Here is a 17,063-nt window from a genome sequence, read left to right on the forward strand (position 1 = left end):
GCCTAAAAGATTGTTATTTATTTGCTTTGTATAGCAGCATCTCAAAGTAATCGAATGCAACTTCTCGTGCTTTTTCGCGTCCACTGGTATGATCTTGAAGTGAGGTTCTAACCCACAGACCGTCAATTAGTGCGACTAGTCCAAGAGCAGCATTTTCGACATCTTTAGAGGGCAGTATCATCTTAAAGATATGTTTGAATGTGCTCATCTGTCGTTTTTCATAAATATGTTGAAGACGTAACATTTCTTCAGAATGCGGGACATGTGCCCAGAAAGCGAGCCAAGCAGAAACTGTTTCAGGTTCGAACAAATGAGCATCCAGATAGGCAGATATAAGAGCTTTAATCTTATCTTCTGGTGTAGTCGCCTGTTCCAAATATTTTAATACAGAAAGCCTTAAATCAGAGAGCATGCTCTGCATTGTTGCCCGAAGCAGGTCGTCTTTATCTTTAAAATAGTGGTGGACTATTCCAGTTGAAACGCCGGCTTTTTGACTAATCAATCTTATGGTAGTATCGGCATAACCTCGCTCGTGAATAGCGGAAATAGTTGCCTCGATGAGCTGTTTTTTTCGTATGGCTTCCATTCCCACTTTGGGCATTCTAGGTGTCCTGCGTAGCTGATGTTCTGATCAGGTAGTGTATTTTATTTTAATTGGACGTTCAATCAATAAAAATAAAATACACTACTTGAATATGATGGTATGAATTTTAACGATGATTTTACTCTCGTGCGATGATTATATAGGGCGTTAGTGGAACAGTTTTTGATTGGTCCGGTACAGAACAAATAAATAACTATAAAATGAAGTCATGCTGAGGCGTTTATGGATCCACTATTTATAACCAAAATTGTTTTTGTTGCATTTGTTGTTTTGGCAATGCTGATGGATCTTATTCAGATGCGGATCCCGAACATTTTGTCCTTGGCAGTTATTTTACTTTTCCCTGTTGCCTACCTTGGCAGTAATATGCCGACCCCTTTTCTTGATCATCTTATTTCTTTTGGGATTGTACTCGTTGCTGGTCTTCTTCTGTTTGCGTTCAGAATTTTAGGGGGTGGGGATGTAAAATTCATGGCAAGTCTGGCACTGTGGACGGGATTGGGGGTGTTACCAATCTTTGTCGTGATTATGACTTTAGTCGGGGGGGTGCAGGTTCTTTTTATTTTGATGTTAAGAAAAGCTGCCCCACAAATTGAATATCTTTTGGCAAAGTTTAATATTATTTTGCCTGAGTGGCTGCAAAGGAATGGAGGCGTACCTTATGGTGTCTCTATCGGGACCGCTATATTGATCGTTTTTGACCAAATTCCTTTCTGGGCTGCGTAAAGACGTAAAATTTCTTTTTCTAAATTTTGAGTATTCAAAACTTCCAAGTTTGTTTTTGAGCCTTTCATGTTGGGATGGATGAGCAACGTATCGCCATAAGCATATTTAAAAAGTAAGTATTATTAGTGATTATTATGCTATACATACGGTGGGGTTACTTCTGTCTTTGGATGAGATAGTTGATAGATATAATTAGGGGAAAAGAACTCCCCGAACAAGTCGCAGCAGAAGAGAGCTTTTGTCGCCTTTATGATTATTGGCGTTCTGTTACCCCCAACGGCAGGATGCTTCCCGGTCGTCAGCATATAAACCCTGCTGATATAACCGATCTGTTAGGTCGGATTGCCCTAGTTGATGTTCATCACAAAGAAAATGAAACACAATTCCAATATCGATTATGGGGATCAATTATGACAGAAATTATGGGCCAGGATTGTACGGGAAAGTTTATTCATAACTTGTTTTTTGGAAAGCAATTGGAAACAATTCATCATGCTTTTAAATCTGTTGTTGAGTTTGGGTGCCCTCATTTCTGTGAAGTGACTTGGGGCGTCGAAGACAAAGAGTATCGGAAATACAAGCGTTTGCTCTTACCATTGGCCGCAGATGGAAAAAAGGTAAATATGATACTTGGAGCAATCGTTGAATCAGAGCCAACTGTCAAGCAATCTTCTTTTTCAAGATATGCCCATTAAGTACTGGTGCAGTATTCGTCTCATTCACATAGTATGAGATATGAAAAAAATTTCGGATGGATATTATATTCTCTTTTAGTTGTTTGTAGATGTTATTGTACTAGTACAACTTTGATATCTTTATAATTATAACGTTTCCTAATGTTTCCTTCTGATTTTTTGTGATATGTACATCAAAAATATTGAGCTGAAATTTTTGTGTTTCAATGTTTGCGATTTTATCAACGATTGTTGTCTTTTGAACAGTCTGTATCCGTGTCGCATCCGAGACAGCAGCCGTGAGCTCTTTCTGAAAATCATTCATGGCTAAAGCAACTAAAAAAATAGCCAGTATGAAATCTTACCGATCAAGGGGAAAAGTTGTGAGTGATCTCAAAAATAACAAAATCAAGAAATTGCTGGTGGCTAACCGCAGTGAGATTGCTATTCGTATATTCAGGGCTGCAACTGAACTTGGTATTGAAACGGTTGCGATTTATTCGAATGAAGATCGTTTTGCCCTGCATCGTTTTAAAGCAGATGAAAGCTATCTTGTCGGTGAAGGGCAGGGACCTGTTCAGGCCTATCTGGGCATTGACGATATCCTGAGAGTAGCCAAAGAAGCGGGTGTTGATGCTATTCATCCGGGGTACGGATTTTTATCTGAAAATCCTGAATTTGCTGATGCATGTAAGGCTGCGGGCATTATTTTTGTTGGCCCTACAGGTGATACAATGCGCAGCCTTGGAAATAAGGTGTCGGCGCGTAATTTGGCGGAGAAGGCTGGTGCGCCTGTGATGCCGGCAACCATTGCTTTGCCCCAAGATGATGCTGAAATCACAAAAATGGCTGCTGCAATTGGATATCCTTTGATGACGAAGGCCAGTTGGGGCGGTGGTGGTCGCGGTATGCGGGTTATCGAAACAGCCGAAGAGCTATTAGAACAAGTTGATGCTGCACGAAGAGAGTCTCTGGCGGCTTTTGGCAGTGACGAAGTCTATCTTGAGAAGCTGGTGCGCCGGGCGCGTCACGTTGAAGTTCAGATTATCGGCGATAGCCATGGAAATGTCGTTCATCTGTTTGAACGGGATTGTTCTGTCCAACGCCGTAATCAAAAAGTTGTTGAACGTGCACCGGCTCCTTATTTAAGCGCAGAACAACGTAAAGCCTTTTGTGATGCTGCTCTGGCCATTGCCAAAACCGCACATTATGGCAATGCGGGAACCGTTGAATTCCTGATGGATATGGACACGGATAACTTCTATTTCATCGAAGTTAATCCAAGAGTTCAGGTTGAACATACCGTAACGGAAACCGTTACAGGTATTGATATTGTCCAGTCACAGATCAAAATTGCGGCTGGGGGCAAAATTGGCGATGCCTCTTCCGGTGTCCCCGTGCAACAGGATATCAAGCTTAATGGCAATGCAATTCAATGTCGTGTGACGACAGAAGATCCGGAAAATAACTTTATCCCTGATTACGGTAAAATTCTGGCTTACAGAGGCGCGACTGGATTTGGTATTCGTCTCGACGGAGGCACAGCCTTTTCCGGTGCTGTTGTTACCCGTCATTATGATTCCCTGTTAGAAAAAGTAACTGCTTGGGGCGGAACACCGGATGAAGCAATCGCTCGTATGGACCGTGCGCTTCGTGAATTCCGGATCAGAGGTGTTTCCACCAACCTGACTTTCTTGGAAAATGTCTTATCACATCCGAAGTTCCGAGGCGGGGAATATACGACTAAGTTTATTGATGATACCCCGGAACTCTTTCACATGCCCAAAAGGCGAGATCGGGCATCAAGACTGTTACGTTTCGTTGGCGATGTAATGGTGAACGGTAACGATGAAGTTGCGGGGCGTATTCACCCCGAAAATCCGCATGTCGCGCGTCTTCCTGTTATGTCAGCGGATAAAATTCCCGATGGGGCAAAGCAGATCCTGGATCAAAAGGGGCCAGAGGCTGTTGCAAAATGGATGAAGGAAGAAAAGCGTTTACTGGTAACGGACACAACCTTTCGTGATGCACACCAATCTTTGCTTGCAACCAGAGTGCGGACGAGTGATTTAACCTCTATTGCACCATACTATGCAGAAAATCTGAGTAATCTCTTTTCTATGGAGTGCTGGGGGGGAGCGACATTTGATGTATCAATGCGGTTCTTAAAGGAATGTCCTTGGGAACGTTTGGAGAAGCTCAGAGCCACAATGCCTAATCTGTTGACGCAGATGCTACTCAGGGCTTCTAACGGCGTTGGTTATACCAACTATCCTGATAACGTCGTTAAATATTTTGTACAGCAATCGGCAGATGCTGGAATGGATGTATTCCGTGTCTTTGACAGCCTGAACTGGGTTGAGAATATGCGTGTTGCCATGGATGCTGTTTGTGAGACAGGGAAAATCTGTGAGGCGGCGATCTGTTACACAGGGGATATTCTAGCCCCCTCAAGACCCAAATACGATCTGAAATATTATGTGAATATGGCTAAGGAGTTGGAATCTGCTGGTGCACATATTCTGTGTATCAAGGATATGGCCGGCCTTTTGAAGCCAGCAGCAGCCAAAGTTCTGATCAAAGCGCTTAAGGACGAAGTTGGTTTACCAATCCATTTCCACACACACGATACCAGCGGTATTTCTGCTGCGACCGTGATGGCTGCTGCCGAAGCAGGTGTGGATGCGGTTGATGCCTGTATTGATTCTATGAGTGGGCTGACATCCCAACCAAGTCTTGGGTCTATCGCAGCTGCACTCCGTAATACAGAGCGGGATACAGGTTTGGACGATGGTTCCCTACAGGAACTTTCCAGCTATTGGGAACAGGTGAGGGCAAATTATATTGGCTTTGAAAGTGATATCAAAAGCGGTACGTCTGATGTTTATCATCATGAAATGCCAGGTGGCCAATATACGAATCTTCGTCAGCAAGCTCGATCTCTTGGTATTGAAGAACGCTGGCCGGAAGTATCCAAAGCCTATGCCAACGTCAATGATATGTTTGGTGATATTGTCAAAGTAACGCCGTCCTCGAAGGTCGTCGGTGATATGGCATTGATGATGGTAACAAGCGACCTTTCCCGTTCTGATGTTGAAAATCCGAATAAAGAGATTGCTTTTCCTGAATCGGTCGTTTCTTTCTTCAAGGGTGATTTGGGGCAGCCTGTGGGTGGGTTCCCTGCTTCTTTACAGGCAAAAGTACTCAAAGGCGATACTGCAATCACAGAGCGTCCGGGGTCTTTGATGCCTGCAGCTGATCTTGACGCGGAACGGGCTGAAGTTGAGAAAAAAGTAGAGCGAACAATTACTGACAATGAGTTTGCATCCTACTTGATGTATCCGCAGGTTTTTATTGATTTTGCTCAACATCAACGGAATTTCGGCAGTGTTTCTGTTTTACCTACGCCGGTATTTTTCTATGGAATGGACGTTGGGGAAGAGCTTTCTGTTCATATTGATCAGGGCAAGACCTTGATCATTCGTTTCAGAGCGATCAGTGATCCCGATGATGAGGGCGTTTGTACTGTTTTCTTTGAACTCAACGGTCAGCCTAGGAACGTGAAGGTTCTGGATCGTAGCAGGGCTTCTGCAAAAGAAGCTCATCCAAAGGCTGATTCAGGGAATTCGGATCATCTGGGTGCGCCAATGCCGGGTTTGATCGTGACGGTTTCTGTTGGCGAAGGTGATCAGGTCGAACAGGGGGATGTTCTGATGTCGATTGAGGCGATGAAGATGCAAACCTCTGTACTTGCTGAAAAGTCAGGCAGGGTGAACAAGATTTTTGTCGCGCCGGGATCAAAAGTTGAAACGAAAGATCTTTTGGCAATCATAGAAGATTAAAAGAATAGCCTCACTCATATTTGTGAGTGAGGCTATTTTACGAAGCTAATCTATTTCGAGTTGTGATGCGCTTAACTCAAGCCATTCTTGAAGGCGTTCTTCGGGACTGTCGTTGTAAAGAACATCTGTCACAACGCAGATAATATCGGCACCTGCGGCATAGATATCCGGCGCACGTTCCACGGATAGTCCCCCGATAGCAACAAGAGGCGTATCGCCAACCATCTCTTTCCAGCGACTAACATTTTCAGCCCCCTGCGGGGCCCAATGCATTTTCTTCAAAATGGTCGGATAGACTGGGCCTAATGCAACATATTCAGGTTCCAGGTCCAATGCGCGTTCCAGTTCACCTTCGTCATGGGTGCTGATGCCAAGTTTTAGTCCTGCGTCTCGAATAGCGCCGATATCGGCATCATCCAAATCTTCCTGCCCCAAGTGGATGAAATCACAGCCAAGTTCAATCGCCAATTCCCAATAGTCATTGACGACCAACTGTGCACCATATTCGTTGCACTGTTCCTGTGCGTAGGTGATTTGTTCTCTGATCTGTTCTTCTGATGCGTCTTTTATGCGAAGTTGGACAAGCTTAAGCCCCAGAGGCAAAAATCTTGGCAACCATTTGGCATCATCGACGATTTGATAAAAGGGATTAAGCATGATCTTGGTTCCAAAATGGTAGTCCGGCAACGGGGGTTGAAGGGGCAGCCATATCACGTTTTTCGATGGGGTCTGCTGTGTAACATTGCAGGCCGCTTTCAATTGCAAGGGCAAAGGCTTTGGCCATAAGAACAGGATCGCCTGCTTTTGCCACTGCTGTATTTAACAGCACAGCATCGTAACCAAGTTCCATTGCTGCAGCTGCATGTGATGGCAACCCGATACCGGCATCAACAATCAGCGGAATGTCCGGAAAGTGTGCCCGTAAGGATCTAAGGCCGTAGATATTGTTCAAACCCCGCCCGCTACCGATAGGGGCACCCCATGGCATTAAAACCTCACAACCAGCGGCGATTAGCTTGTCAGCCACAACAAGATCTTCCGTTGTGTACGGGAATACCTGAAAGCCTTCTTCGGTCAAAATTCGCGCAGCTTCGACCAAGCCAAAAACATCGGGTTGCAGGCTATCATCTTCACCGATAACTTCAAGTTTGACCCAGGGTGTTTCAAAAATTTCGCGCGCCATGTGCGCAGTGGTAACAGCTTCCTTTACGCTTTTGCATCCGGCAGTATTGGGAAGAACTTTTGCACCGCTGTCCTTGATAAAAGACCAGAAATTTTGCCCTGCTTGTTCTGTCCCTGACTCTCTGCGGAGTGAAACCGTGACGATTTCGGCTTGAGAAGCCTTGATGGCTTCGAGCATGATTGCCGGTGAAGGGTAGAGAGCTGTGCCAATAAGAAACCGTGATGCTATCTCTTCGTCGTAAAACTTAATTGTCATCCTCAACCACCTTGCATTGGGGCGACGATCTCAATTTGATCGCCGTCCTCAATTTTCTGTTCATGACGCATACTTGCCGGGGCAAGGGTGCCGTTAACGGCTGTTGCCACTTTTGCCGTTCCATATCCCTGTTCTGCCAATAGCTCAGCGAGTGAAGCGGCATGTGTCGTGACAGGTTGCCCGTTTAATACAATATTCATTCTATATTTCCTGTTGATAGCGCAGGTTCATTTGGATGCTCAGCTGTTGAGTTTAAGCGCAAGACTTGTTCCACTAGACGTTTTGCCATTGCAGGCGCAGCTAGATATCCGTGTCGATACATACCATTTAAATAAGTGGTGTGACCCTTGTGAATTATCTTTGGCAGATTGTCGGGGAAAGCAGGGCGAGCATCAACACCTATTTCAACAATCTCTGCCTCGCCAAAGGCTGGATGTAAGGCATAGGCCGCTGATAGAAGCTCTAAGATGGAACGAACCGTGGCGCCGGATCTATTTTCGTTTTCAATCATTGTTGCGCCGACCATAAAAAGTCCGTTGTCTCTGGGCACGATATAGAGCGGAATTCTGGGATGCAACAAACGAACTGGCCGAGAGAGTTTTACCTCATTGCTTTTGATCAATATCATTTCGCCCTTTACGCCACGCAATTCATCTAAATGATCTTTTGCTGCCAACCCGCGACAGTCAATCCTATGATCTGCTTTCGAGGGAGCATCAAGCTCTTTTGCTGAAAAAGAGGTGTTTGGCTGAAATTTAACGCCCATATTTTCGAGATAATTTACCAGTTCAGGTAATACCTGCCTGGGGTCAAAGTGTGCTTCTTCTGGATAATAAAGTCCGGAGCTAAAGCGGTCTGCAAGATCGGGTTCCAATACTGCTATTTGATCTTGTTTGACCTCTTGCCAATTTTCTGTCCTGCGGCCAAAGCGTTTCAGGTCTGGTAAATCACGAGATGTTGCAACAACCAGTGTTCCTTTTTTTTGGTAAGAAGATGTGAAATTTTCCCAGAATTTCATAGATTCCAAGCCGAGTTCACCGATTAGTGGTTCCGCACTTTCCATCTCGCACCAAGGGGCCAGCATGCCGCCCGCCCACCAGGAACAACAATTCTCATCTGGTCCATTACTGGATGAGATAATGGTAACGTCACATTTTTTTTCTGCGAAAAATGCAGCACAGGAAAGACCGACAATGCCAGATCCAATAATTTCAATTTTCATAGTCAAACAGGCTCCTTAGTAGGGTCGCTTTGTTGGTCTATATCAACGTAAAGTTCACTGCCCATTTCTTTGTATTTTTCACTCATTTGTGCCATTCCCTGAGTTTTGTCATTGAGCTTATTGGCATAATCCCTGACTTCTTGGGAAATTTTCATGGAACAAAATTTAGGACCACACATAGAACAGAAATGCGCGACCTTATGCGCTTCTTTCGGGAGTGTTTCATCATGAAATGAACGAGCAGTGTCTGGATCAAGGGAAAGATTGAACTGGTCTTCCCAGCGAAAATCAAATCGCGCTTTGGATAGGGCATTATCCCTGATTTGCGAGGCAGGATGTCCTTTTGCCAAGTCTGCGGCATGTGCTGCAATCTTATAAGTGATAACTCCTGTTTTCACATCATCCCTGTTTGGTAGACCGAGATGTTCTTTTGGCGTTACATAACAAAGCATTGATGTTCCGTACCAACCTATCATCGCAGCACCTATGCCAGAGGTTATATGGTCATAACCCGGTGCAATGTCTGTGGTTAATGGGCCCAGTGTGTAGAATGGTGCTTCTTTACACACTTCAAGCTGTTTATCCATGTTTTCTTTGATCTTATGCATGGGCACGTGCCCGGGGCCCTCTATGATAACCTGACATCCTTTAGCCCAAGCAACTTGAGTGAGTTCACCTAGTGTTTCGAGTTCAGCAAATTGAGCACGGTCATTTGCATCTGCAATTGACCCAGGACGAAATCCATCACCAAGAGAAAACGATACATCGTACTGGCGCATGATGTCGCAAATCTCTCCGAAATTTTCATAAATGAAACTTTCCTTGTGATGATGTAAACACCACTTTGCCATGATCGATCCACCGCGAGACACTATGCCGGTTACCCGATCGACCGTTAAGTGTATATAGGCAAGTCGAACTCCGGCATGAATAGTAAAATAATCAACGCCCTGTTCGCATTGTTCAATCAAGGTGTCTTTGAACACTTCCCAGGTAAGGTTTTCAGCAACTCCGTTTACTTTTTCCAATGCCTGATACATTGGAACGGTGCCAATAGGTACCGGACTATTACGGATAATCCATTCTCGGGTGTGATGAATATTTTTACCTGTCGAAAGGTCCATCACGGTATCTGCACCCCAACGCGTTGCCCATACCATCTTTTCTATTTCTTCTTCTACCGAAGAACTGACAGCAGAGTTACCGATGTTCGCGTTAATTTTAACAAGAAAGTTTCGCCCGATAATCATCGGTTCTAATTCAGGATGGTTAATATTGGCAGGAATGATTGCTCTGCCTTTTGCAATTTCACTTCGGACAAATTCTGGTGTGACAAATTCGGGGAGTGCCGCGCCAAAACTTTCCCCTTGATCAAGGGATTGTCGGGCTTTTTGATGTGTTTCTTTTCTGCCGAGGTTCTCGCGCTCTGCAACGTAAACCATTTCTTTGCTGATAATACCGGCACGGGCCATCTCATATTGAGTTAGAGGCTTTTCTCCCGTACTGCGATAGGGATTATGTTTGAGGGGGAAAGCATCAGCAAGATAATCTCCCTGTGCTTGGCCATTGTCTTCTGGTAACAGGTCTCGGCCCGTGTATTGTTCAACAGAGCGTTCTTTAAACCAAGACAATCTGTGACGTGGAAGGCCTTTGTTTAAATCAATTGTTTGTTGCTGATCTGTGTAGGGGCCAGACGCGTCATATACGCGTACAAAGGGTTCCTGTTGATCACTTGTTTGTATTTCACGAAAAGGAACCCGTAAATCAGCATCATGCTGTGGTGTCGTATATACTTTTTGGGAAGCTGTTAGAGGGCCTGTTGTAATCTTGTGTCCAGCTGTAGTCTCGTGGCCAACTGTAGTCTCGTGGATAGTGCTTTGTGTCGACATAAATAGATCTCCTGTGTTTTAGTCACAATGGAGATCCGGGGAGCTTGGGGAGGTTTTGACAAATTGATACTGCTCTGAATTGAGAGTCGTTTTTGCCTATATTCCAATCCCTTCGCCGGCATTACCCGGATCAGGTTCGAAGGGTCCTGTACTTAATGATTACAATCTCAGCCGTATTTATACGGCACCCCTAGGAAACTAAAGTTTATAAAAGATAGAGCTTCAATAGACAAGCATGTTAGGCTTGGACTCAATATATTTATAAATTGGTCTACGGTGTATTCGCGTTTGATTTATCGTTAGAACTATTTATAGGCTATAATTTTAGCCAAGATAGATTTATTGATCCCAAATTGATATGAATCAAAACAGGTTTTGTTTGTAAGTGTATTATGGGTAACTGAATTAAAAGTTTTCGTGCGTCTGCAAAGACGTTTTCTCAAGCGATGTTAACCAGAGGGATGTAACGTGCAAGAAGCTCCAACTGCAACACATGAGAAAACCAAGACACAAGAAGTGTCATTGTTCATGTTTTTGGCCGCAGGCCTTATTCCTGCGCTAACAATTGCCTTGGTCGGTGCCTATGGCTTTTCAATCTGGATGTATCAGATTTTTATCTCAGGCCCACCAACACAATAAAGGCAAACTGGTTTGTGTAAGTAAAAAAACTCAGATGGAAACATCTGAGTTTTTTTTTGGTTAATTTGCTTAAAAAAAAACGGGCCGTTAAAAGGCCCGTTTTATCGTAAGATCTGTGTAATAAGATTATTTTTTATTCCCAGCCTTCAACACCTGTCATGTCCGGTAGTTCGTGTGCGATACCTTTGTGACAATCGATACAGGTTTTCTCACCAGTAAACAGGAACGCTTGGTGCGCTTCGGCGGCCCGGGTAGACTGTACTGTGATGTCCATTGATTCAGTAGAGTGGCAGTTCCGACATTCTAATGAGTTGTTCGCTTTCAGGCGCTCCCATTCGTGTCCGGCAAGGCGTCTTCGTTCTGCCTGGAATTTTTCACGGGTGTTGATTGTGCCAAATAGCTTGCCCCACACTTCTTTGGATGCTTGCATTTTACGAGAGATCTTGTCTGTCCAGTTATGTGGAACGTGACAATCCGGGCATGTTGCCCTTACGCCAGATCTGTTGCTGTAGTGAATGGTTGGTTTTAGCTCAACAAAAACGTTGTCGCCCATTTCATGACAACTAACACAGAATTCTTCCGTATTGGTCAATTCAAGGGCGGTGTTGAAACCACCCCAGAACATAACACCAGCGACAAAGCCACCAATGGTTAGAAATCCAATAGAAAGATGCTTGGCTGGGCGATTGGCACTGGACCAGATCCTACAGGCAAATCCCCATAATTTTTTGATAGGTGTCAACATGGTTTTGCCTATTCACCCTTTATGATGTGTTCGACGTCAATGAACTCGTTCTCTACGAGCGGTGGTGCTGTGACCTGAGTAACGTGACATTGATTGCAGAAATATCTACGAGGTGAAACAGTTGCCAGTACTTGATTGTCCCGATCCATATAGTGGGTCACGCTTACCATCGGCGCCTGAGATTCACCTGTACGTGTTCTTGCGTGACAGGAAAGGCACTTGTTCGCATTTAAAGATATTTCATAATCTCTGGTTTGGTGCGGGATGGTCGGCGGCTGTTCAGGATAGTTTCGAACACGCTTTACATCGTTGTTTTCTACCTTGTTCATTTTCGGGGCTTGTGCTTCGGAAGCAATAGGTTCCCCCTGTCTCAAGGTTGCCGCTCCATCAGAAAATGCAGCAGTACTTGCAAGTGCCATAAGGCCGACAGCAGCAGTGATGTTTACAAGAAGGCGTTTCATTTTATGCTCTCCCCGTTGCAACTATTTTAATAGCACATTTTTTATAATCTGTTTGTTTTGACAGTGGATCGGTTGCATCCAATGTGACCTTATTGATCAACTGGCTTGCATCGAACCAAGGTACAAACACCAGCCCTTTTGGTGGTTTGTTTCGGCCACGGGTTTCTACACGGGTAACTATTTCACCGCGCCGGGAAATAACTTTCACTTCTTGACCGCGTCTCAGACCACGCTTACTTGCATCGTCCGGATGCATAAAGACAACGGCATCCGGGAATGCTTTATAAAGCTCTGGCACACGTTGTGTCATAGACCCTGAGTGCCAGTGCTCTAGAACACGACCAGTTGATAGCCATAGATCATACTCTTCATCAGGGCTTTCTGCTGCCGGCTCGTAGGGAAGGGCAAAGATAACGGCACGTCCATCTGGCTTGCCATAGAAGTCATAATCACTCCCTGGTTTCGCGTAAGGATCAGATCCTTCTTTGAAGCGCCATTTAGTTTCTTTACCATCAACAACAGGCCATCTTAGGCCGCGCTCTTTATGATAGGTTTCAAATGGTGCGAGATCGTGGGCATGACCCCGTCCAAATGTTGCGTATTCCTCAAAGAGTCCCTTCTGAGCGTAGAAGCCAAAATGTTTTGCTTCGACATTGTTGTAATCAGGATGTGTTTCTGAAAGCGGAAACTTATCTACATTGCCGTTTTGATAAAGCACTTCAAAAAGAGTTTTTCCCTTGTACTCCGGGTTCTCTTTTAGAACGTCAGCAGGCCACACTTCATCTGTGGTGAAGCGTTTGGAGAATTCCATTAACTGCCACAAATCAGAACGTGCCTCGCCCGGTGCATCCACGAGTTGGTGCCAGAATTGAGTTCTACGTTCTGCATTACCATAAGCACCTTCTTTTTCGACCCACATGGCTGTTGGTAAAATAAGATCGGCAGCTTCGGCAGTTACTGTAGGATAAGGGTCTGAAACGACAATGAAGTTTTCCGGGTTTCGATATCCGGGATAGCCTTCTTCATTGAAATTTGGTGCGGCTTGCATGTTGTTGTTACACATAACCCAATAGGCATTAAGTTTGCCATCTTTGAGCATACGGTTTTGTAGTACAGCGTGAAAGCCAGGTTTAGGCGGAATAACGCCAGCTGGAATTTTCCATATTTTTTCAGCGGCAGCGCGATGCTTTGGATTTGTAACCACCATATCGGCAGGAAGACGGTGTGAGAAGGTTCCGACTTCACGGGCTGTTCCACAAGCGGATGGCTGGCCTGTTAATGAGAAAGGAGAATTACCTGGTGTAGAGATTTTACCAACAAGTAGATGAATGTTGTAAATCAGGTTGTTACACCAAACACCGCGTGTGTGCTGATTGAAACCCATAGTCCAGAAGGAAACAACTTTACGATCAGGATCAGCGTAAAGTTCGGCGAGTTCGATCAAACGATTTTCAGGAACGCCAGAAAGCTTTGATACTTTTTCTACTGTGTAATCTGCAACAAATGCTTTGAACTCTTCAAAGCTCATTTCAGAAGATCCACCAGCTTTATCTGCGTTCTTCGCTTTCTTCTGTAATTCGTGCTCTGGACGTAAACCATACCCGATATCGTCATTTCCGCGACGGAAATTGACGTGCTTTGAAACAAAGTCTTGGTTTACTTTGTCGTTCTGAATGATGTAGTTCGCAATAAAGTTCAGAATTGCAAGGTCAGTCTGTGGGGTGAAAACCATTGGAATGTCTGCAAGATCAAAACAGCGATGTTCATATGTAGAGAGAACAGCAACCTTGGTGTTTGGCGCACTTAGGCGACGATCTGCAACACGTGTCCACAAAATGGGATGCATCTCTGCCATATTAGAGCCCCAGAGCACAAAGGTGTCTGTTGCTTCGATATCGTCATAGCAGCCCATTGGCTCATCAATGCCAAAGGTACGCATAAAACCGCCTACGGCAGAGGCCATACAGTGACGTGCGTTTGGATCAATATTGTTTGTCGCAAAGCCGGCTTTCATTAACTTGGATGCAGCGTAACCTTCCCAGACAGTCCACTGACCAGAACCAAACATACCAACAGAGGTTGGCCCTTTTTCTTTAATGGCAGATTTGAACTTGTCAGCCATTGTGTCAAAGGCAACATCCCAAGATACGGGGGTGAATTCGCCTTCTTTATGGTATTTGCCATCTTTCATACGAAGAAGGGGGGTCTTTAGGCGATCTTTCCCGTACATGATTTTGGACAGGAAATACCCCTTTACACAATTCAAGCCGCGGTTGACTTCAGCCTTAACGTCACCGTGTGTCGCGACAACTTTACCTTCTTTGGTGCCAACCATAACGCTACAGCCTGTACCACAAAAGCGGCAGGGAGCCTTGGACCAAGTTAATGCTGTTTTAGAACTTTCTGTAAGCAGGTTGCTCGCAGCACTTGGCGCGGTCATTCCCGCAACACCCGCGGCGACAGCGACGGCGTTGGCCTTGATATAGTCACGTCTTGATAACTTCATGACATAGGTTCCTCAGTTAATCTGTTGAATTTCAGATTGAATTTTCAAACTTCTTCGTGTTGGTAGACGGGCGTGAAAGAATAGATATTCGCCAAAGCTTGGATGCTTTCTATGGTTTTAATCGCATCTTTACTTGTGGGGGCGTCTATAAGGACAACCAGCTTTCCCTTGTCATCAACCATGGGGACATCTGCATGAGGATGTTCCATAATTGCTCGTAGAGTTTCTTCAAGGTGCTCTGGTGGTGTCTGTGCGATGTGGCTTGAAATAAATAACTGAGTATCATCGGTCATGTTATCATGGTTCCCAAGGCCGTTGTTAACTGTCGCGTTTATGACCGGATCAGGCCCGGTTCGTAGGTTGTTTTCAGCTAACTGTCTCATCTCTCTCGTCGTCTCTATAGATATTGTTTTGGTACATCTTATAGGTCGGGCAAAAATTATCTTTGATATGGATCAAAGATAGGTGCATCTGATTTGCTTGTTATTTAGAGAGTATAACACAAAAACAACCTCAAAACTCGTATAGGTTTTGAGGTTGTGGGTGCGGGTGTCCTTTTGGTTGTGTTTTTACGCGCTTAGTTTGGGCACAATATACTTCCTATCACTGGTGGTACGTGCCAAAGCATTGCCTTCAGTACTGAAAACATGAACCGCAGAGAAATCGGCACAAAGTTCTACTTTGTCGCCGGCATTTGTTGCACTGTGCCCGTCGGTTTTAACGCAAAGAGGATCGTTTTCTCCATTTTCCAGATAGAGATAGCTGGCTTCGCCAAGTCGTTCGACGACATTAACTTTGGCTGCGAGTTTGAAGTCCTGGTCATTACCTTCTTTCATATGTTCAGGACGAATTCCAATCGTAACTTTATCACCAAGTTTCGCTTTACCTGGATGAACAGGGATACTTGCTGTGCTGTTGTCATAATCAAGAAGCACGTCAAGAGTACCGTCATGAACCGCAGTGATCGTCCCTTCAAGGAAGTTCATTGAAGGGGAGCCAATAAAACCAGCAACAAATTTGTTTGCTGGGTGATGGTAAAGTTCTAGGGGAGAACCGCACTGGGCAACATGGCCTCCGTTTACAACAACGATTTTGTCCGCCAATGTCATGGCTTCAACTTGATCGTGGGTAACGTAAATAATTGTTGCTTCCAGATCTTGATGAAGTTTGGCAATCTCCAATCGTGTGTTCACGCGTAGAGCTGCATCAAGGTTACTTAAAGGTTCATCAAAAAGGAAAACATTGGGGTCGCGAACAATGGCGCGGCCAATGGCAACTCGTTGGCGCTGTCCGCCGGAAAGTTCGCGCGGATATCTGTGAAGATAGTCTTCCAGTTTAAGACTTTTAGCTGCTTTTTGAACTTTTTCATCAATCAGCTTTTTGTTTTCTCCGCCCCCAAGAAGTCCCCCGAGTGGTCCTTTTTTGCCAAGTGTCAGACCAAAGGCCATGTTCTTGTAAACTGTCATATGCGGATAAAGCGCATAGGATTGGAAGACCATGGCGATTTTCCGCTGCGATGGTGTCATATCATTGACGGTTTCTCCGTTAATCTGCAGTTCGCCGTCTGAAATGGTTTCCAAGCCAGCGATCAACCGAAGAAGTGTTGATTTTCCGCACCCTGACGGGCCGACAAAAACCACAAACTCGCCATCTTTGACGTCGATATCTATCCCGTGTAGCACTTCGGCTTTGCCATAGGATTTCTTGATGCCTGAAAGTTTGATATCAGCCATGAATCTACCTCTCCTGATGCACAGCTGTGCATGTCGTCATGAGTATTTTTAAGGTTTTTGTTTGTTGTAAGCGCAAGGTCATTTGACGGCCCCCGATGTTAATCCACGTATCAACTGTCGAGAGAAGATGACGTAAAGGATCAAAATAGGAACGATCGCCAGTGTCAGTGATGCCAATACTGCATTCCAGTCTGTAACATACTGCCCGATGAACTGCTGGATACCGAGTGTCACGGTTGCTGTTTCCTGACTTGGTGCAAGGATAAGTGGGAACCAAAGATCATTCCAAATTGGTATCATGGTGAATACCGCAACGGTTGCCAGTGCAGGACGGATAAGCGGCAGTATAATAGACCAGAAAATTCTGTATTCAGAGACGCCATCACAACGGGCTGCTTCTTTGAGATCGTTGGGTATCTGCGCGATAAATTCCCTGAGTATGAATATCGCAAGGGGGAGCCCTTGGGCTGTATAAACAAGAACAAGGGCGGTGAGGGTGTTCACCAATCCCATCCCGACAATCATCTTCAGCAGACTAACACTGCCCAAACGGATGGGGATCATAATACCAATGGCAAGGTAAA

16 protein-coding genes and 1 riboswitch are annotated in these 17,063 nt (G+C 44.9%); of the genes, 4 read left to right on the top strand and 12 right to left on the bottom strand.

The window, feature by feature from the left end:
• Positions 1–13: 13 nt before the first annotated feature.
• A complete protein-coding gene (gene betI, locus Q0241_RS19030; protein ID WP_299380679.1) occupies positions 14–601 on the bottom strand; it encodes a transcriptional regulator BetI in 588 nt (195 codons plus the stop codon).
• Between the two features lie 225 nt (positions 602–826).
• Here betI and Q0241_RS19035 point away from each other — a divergent pair, with 225 nt between their 5' ends.
• From Q0241_RS19035 to pyc, 3 genes are all read left to right on the top strand, one after another.
• The gene (locus tag Q0241_RS19035; protein ID WP_299380680.1) at positions 827–1,330 is read left to right on the top strand and encodes a prepilin peptidase; all 504 of its coding nucleotides are present in this window, start codon (positions 827–829) and stop codon (positions 1,328–1,330) included.
• 179 nt (positions 1,331–1,509) lie between these two features.
• Positions 1,510–2,025 (top strand): PAS domain-containing protein, encoded by a 516-nt coding sequence (locus tag Q0241_RS19040; RefSeq protein ID WP_299380681.1) that lies wholly within the window; start codon positions 1,510–1,512, stop codon positions 2,023–2,025.
• Positions 2,026–2,387: 362 nt separating this feature from the next.
• Complete coding sequence (pyc, locus tag Q0241_RS19045) at positions 2,388–5,846, top strand: pyruvate carboxylase (protein ID WP_299380682.1); 3,459 nt, start codon at positions 2,388–2,390, stop codon at positions 5,844–5,846.
• Positions 5,847–5,891: 45 nt separating this feature from the next.
• On the opposite strand, the gene Q0241_RS19050 is transcribed toward pyc, so the two are convergent.
• The 5 genes from Q0241_RS19050 to thiC are packed head-to-tail and all read right to left on the bottom strand — an operon-like array spanning position 5,892 to position 10,395.
• Complete coding sequence (locus Q0241_RS19050; RefSeq protein WP_299380683.1) at positions 5,892–6,503, bottom strand: thiamine phosphate synthase; 612 nt, start codon at positions 6,501–6,503, stop codon at positions 5,892–5,894.
• Positions 6,496–7,278 (bottom strand): thiazole synthase, encoded by a 783-nt coding sequence (locus tag Q0241_RS19055; protein WP_299380695.1) that lies wholly within the window; start codon positions 7,276–7,278, stop codon positions 6,496–6,498. The genes Q0241_RS19050 and Q0241_RS19055 overlap by 8 nt, the downstream gene beginning before the upstream one ends.
• Positions 7,279–7,286: 8 nt before the next feature.
• The gene (gene thiS, locus Q0241_RS19060; RefSeq protein WP_299380684.1) at positions 7,287–7,484 is read right to left on the bottom strand and encodes a sulfur carrier protein ThiS; all 198 of its coding nucleotides are present in this window, start codon (positions 7,482–7,484) and stop codon (positions 7,287–7,289) included.
• Positions 7,481–8,506 carry an FAD-dependent oxidoreductase gene (locus Q0241_RS19065; RefSeq protein WP_299380685.1) on the bottom strand — a complete coding sequence of 342 codons (1,026 nt, stop codon included), beginning with the start codon at positions 8,504–8,506 and terminating at the stop codon, positions 7,481–7,483. Before Q0241_RS19065 ends, thiS begins: the two co-directional genes overlap by 4 nt.
• Positions 8,507–8,508: 2 nt before the next feature.
• Entirely contained in the window at positions 8,509–10,395 is a 1,887-nt protein-coding gene (thiC, locus tag Q0241_RS19070) for a phosphomethylpyrimidine synthase ThiC (protein WP_299380686.1), read from the bottom strand.
• A gap of 89 nt (positions 10,396–10,484) precedes the next feature.
• A riboswitch (TPP riboswitch) is annotated at positions 10,485–10,597 on the bottom strand.
• Between the two features lie 266 nt (positions 10,598–10,863).
• Here thiC and Q0241_RS19075 point away from each other — a divergent pair.
• Positions 10,864–11,034, top strand: a complete 171-nt coding sequence (locus Q0241_RS19075; RefSeq protein ID WP_299380687.1) for a periplasmic nitrate reductase, NapE protein — start codon at positions 10,864–10,866, stop codon at positions 11,032–11,034.
• A 133-nt stretch (positions 11,035–11,167) separates the two neighbouring features.
• Here the strand turns inward: Q0241_RS19075 and Q0241_RS19080 are convergent, their stop codons facing one another.
• The 6 genes from Q0241_RS19080 to Q0241_RS19105 all read right to left on the bottom strand — a co-directional run.
• Complete coding sequence (locus Q0241_RS19080) at positions 11,168–11,779, bottom strand: NapC/NirT family cytochrome c (RefSeq protein WP_299380688.1); 612 nt, start codon at positions 11,777–11,779, stop codon at positions 11,168–11,170.
• 8 nt (positions 11,780–11,787) lie between these two features.
• Positions 11,788–12,240 (bottom strand): nitrate reductase cytochrome c-type subunit, encoded by a 453-nt coding sequence (locus tag Q0241_RS19085; protein WP_299380689.1) that lies wholly within the window; start codon positions 12,238–12,240, stop codon positions 11,788–11,790.
• Between the two features lies 1 nt (position 12,241).
• Complete coding sequence (napA, locus tag Q0241_RS19090) at positions 12,242–14,746, bottom strand: nitrate reductase catalytic subunit NapA (protein WP_299380690.1); 2,505 nt, start codon at positions 14,744–14,746, stop codon at positions 12,242–12,244.
• 44 nt (positions 14,747–14,790) lie between these two features.
• The gene (locus Q0241_RS19095; RefSeq protein WP_299380691.1) at positions 14,791–15,129 is read right to left on the bottom strand and encodes a chaperone NapD; all 339 of its coding nucleotides are present in this window, start codon (positions 15,127–15,129) and stop codon (positions 14,791–14,793) included.
• A gap of 186 nt (positions 15,130–15,315) precedes the next feature.
• Complete coding sequence (ugpC, locus tag Q0241_RS19100) at positions 15,316–16,479, bottom strand: sn-glycerol-3-phosphate ABC transporter ATP-binding protein UgpC (RefSeq protein WP_299380692.1); 1,164 nt, start codon at positions 16,477–16,479, stop codon at positions 15,316–15,318.
• 78 nt (positions 16,480–16,557) lie between these two features.
• The coding region (locus tag Q0241_RS19105; RefSeq protein WP_299380693.1) for a carbohydrate ABC transporter permease at positions 16,558–17,063 on the bottom strand (506 nt) is incomplete at its 5' end.

It is taken from the genome of uncultured Kiloniella sp. (assembly GCF_937128705.1).
In the GTDB taxonomy this organism is placed as follows: Bacteria; Pseudomonadota; Alphaproteobacteria; order Kiloniellales; family Kiloniellaceae; genus Kiloniella.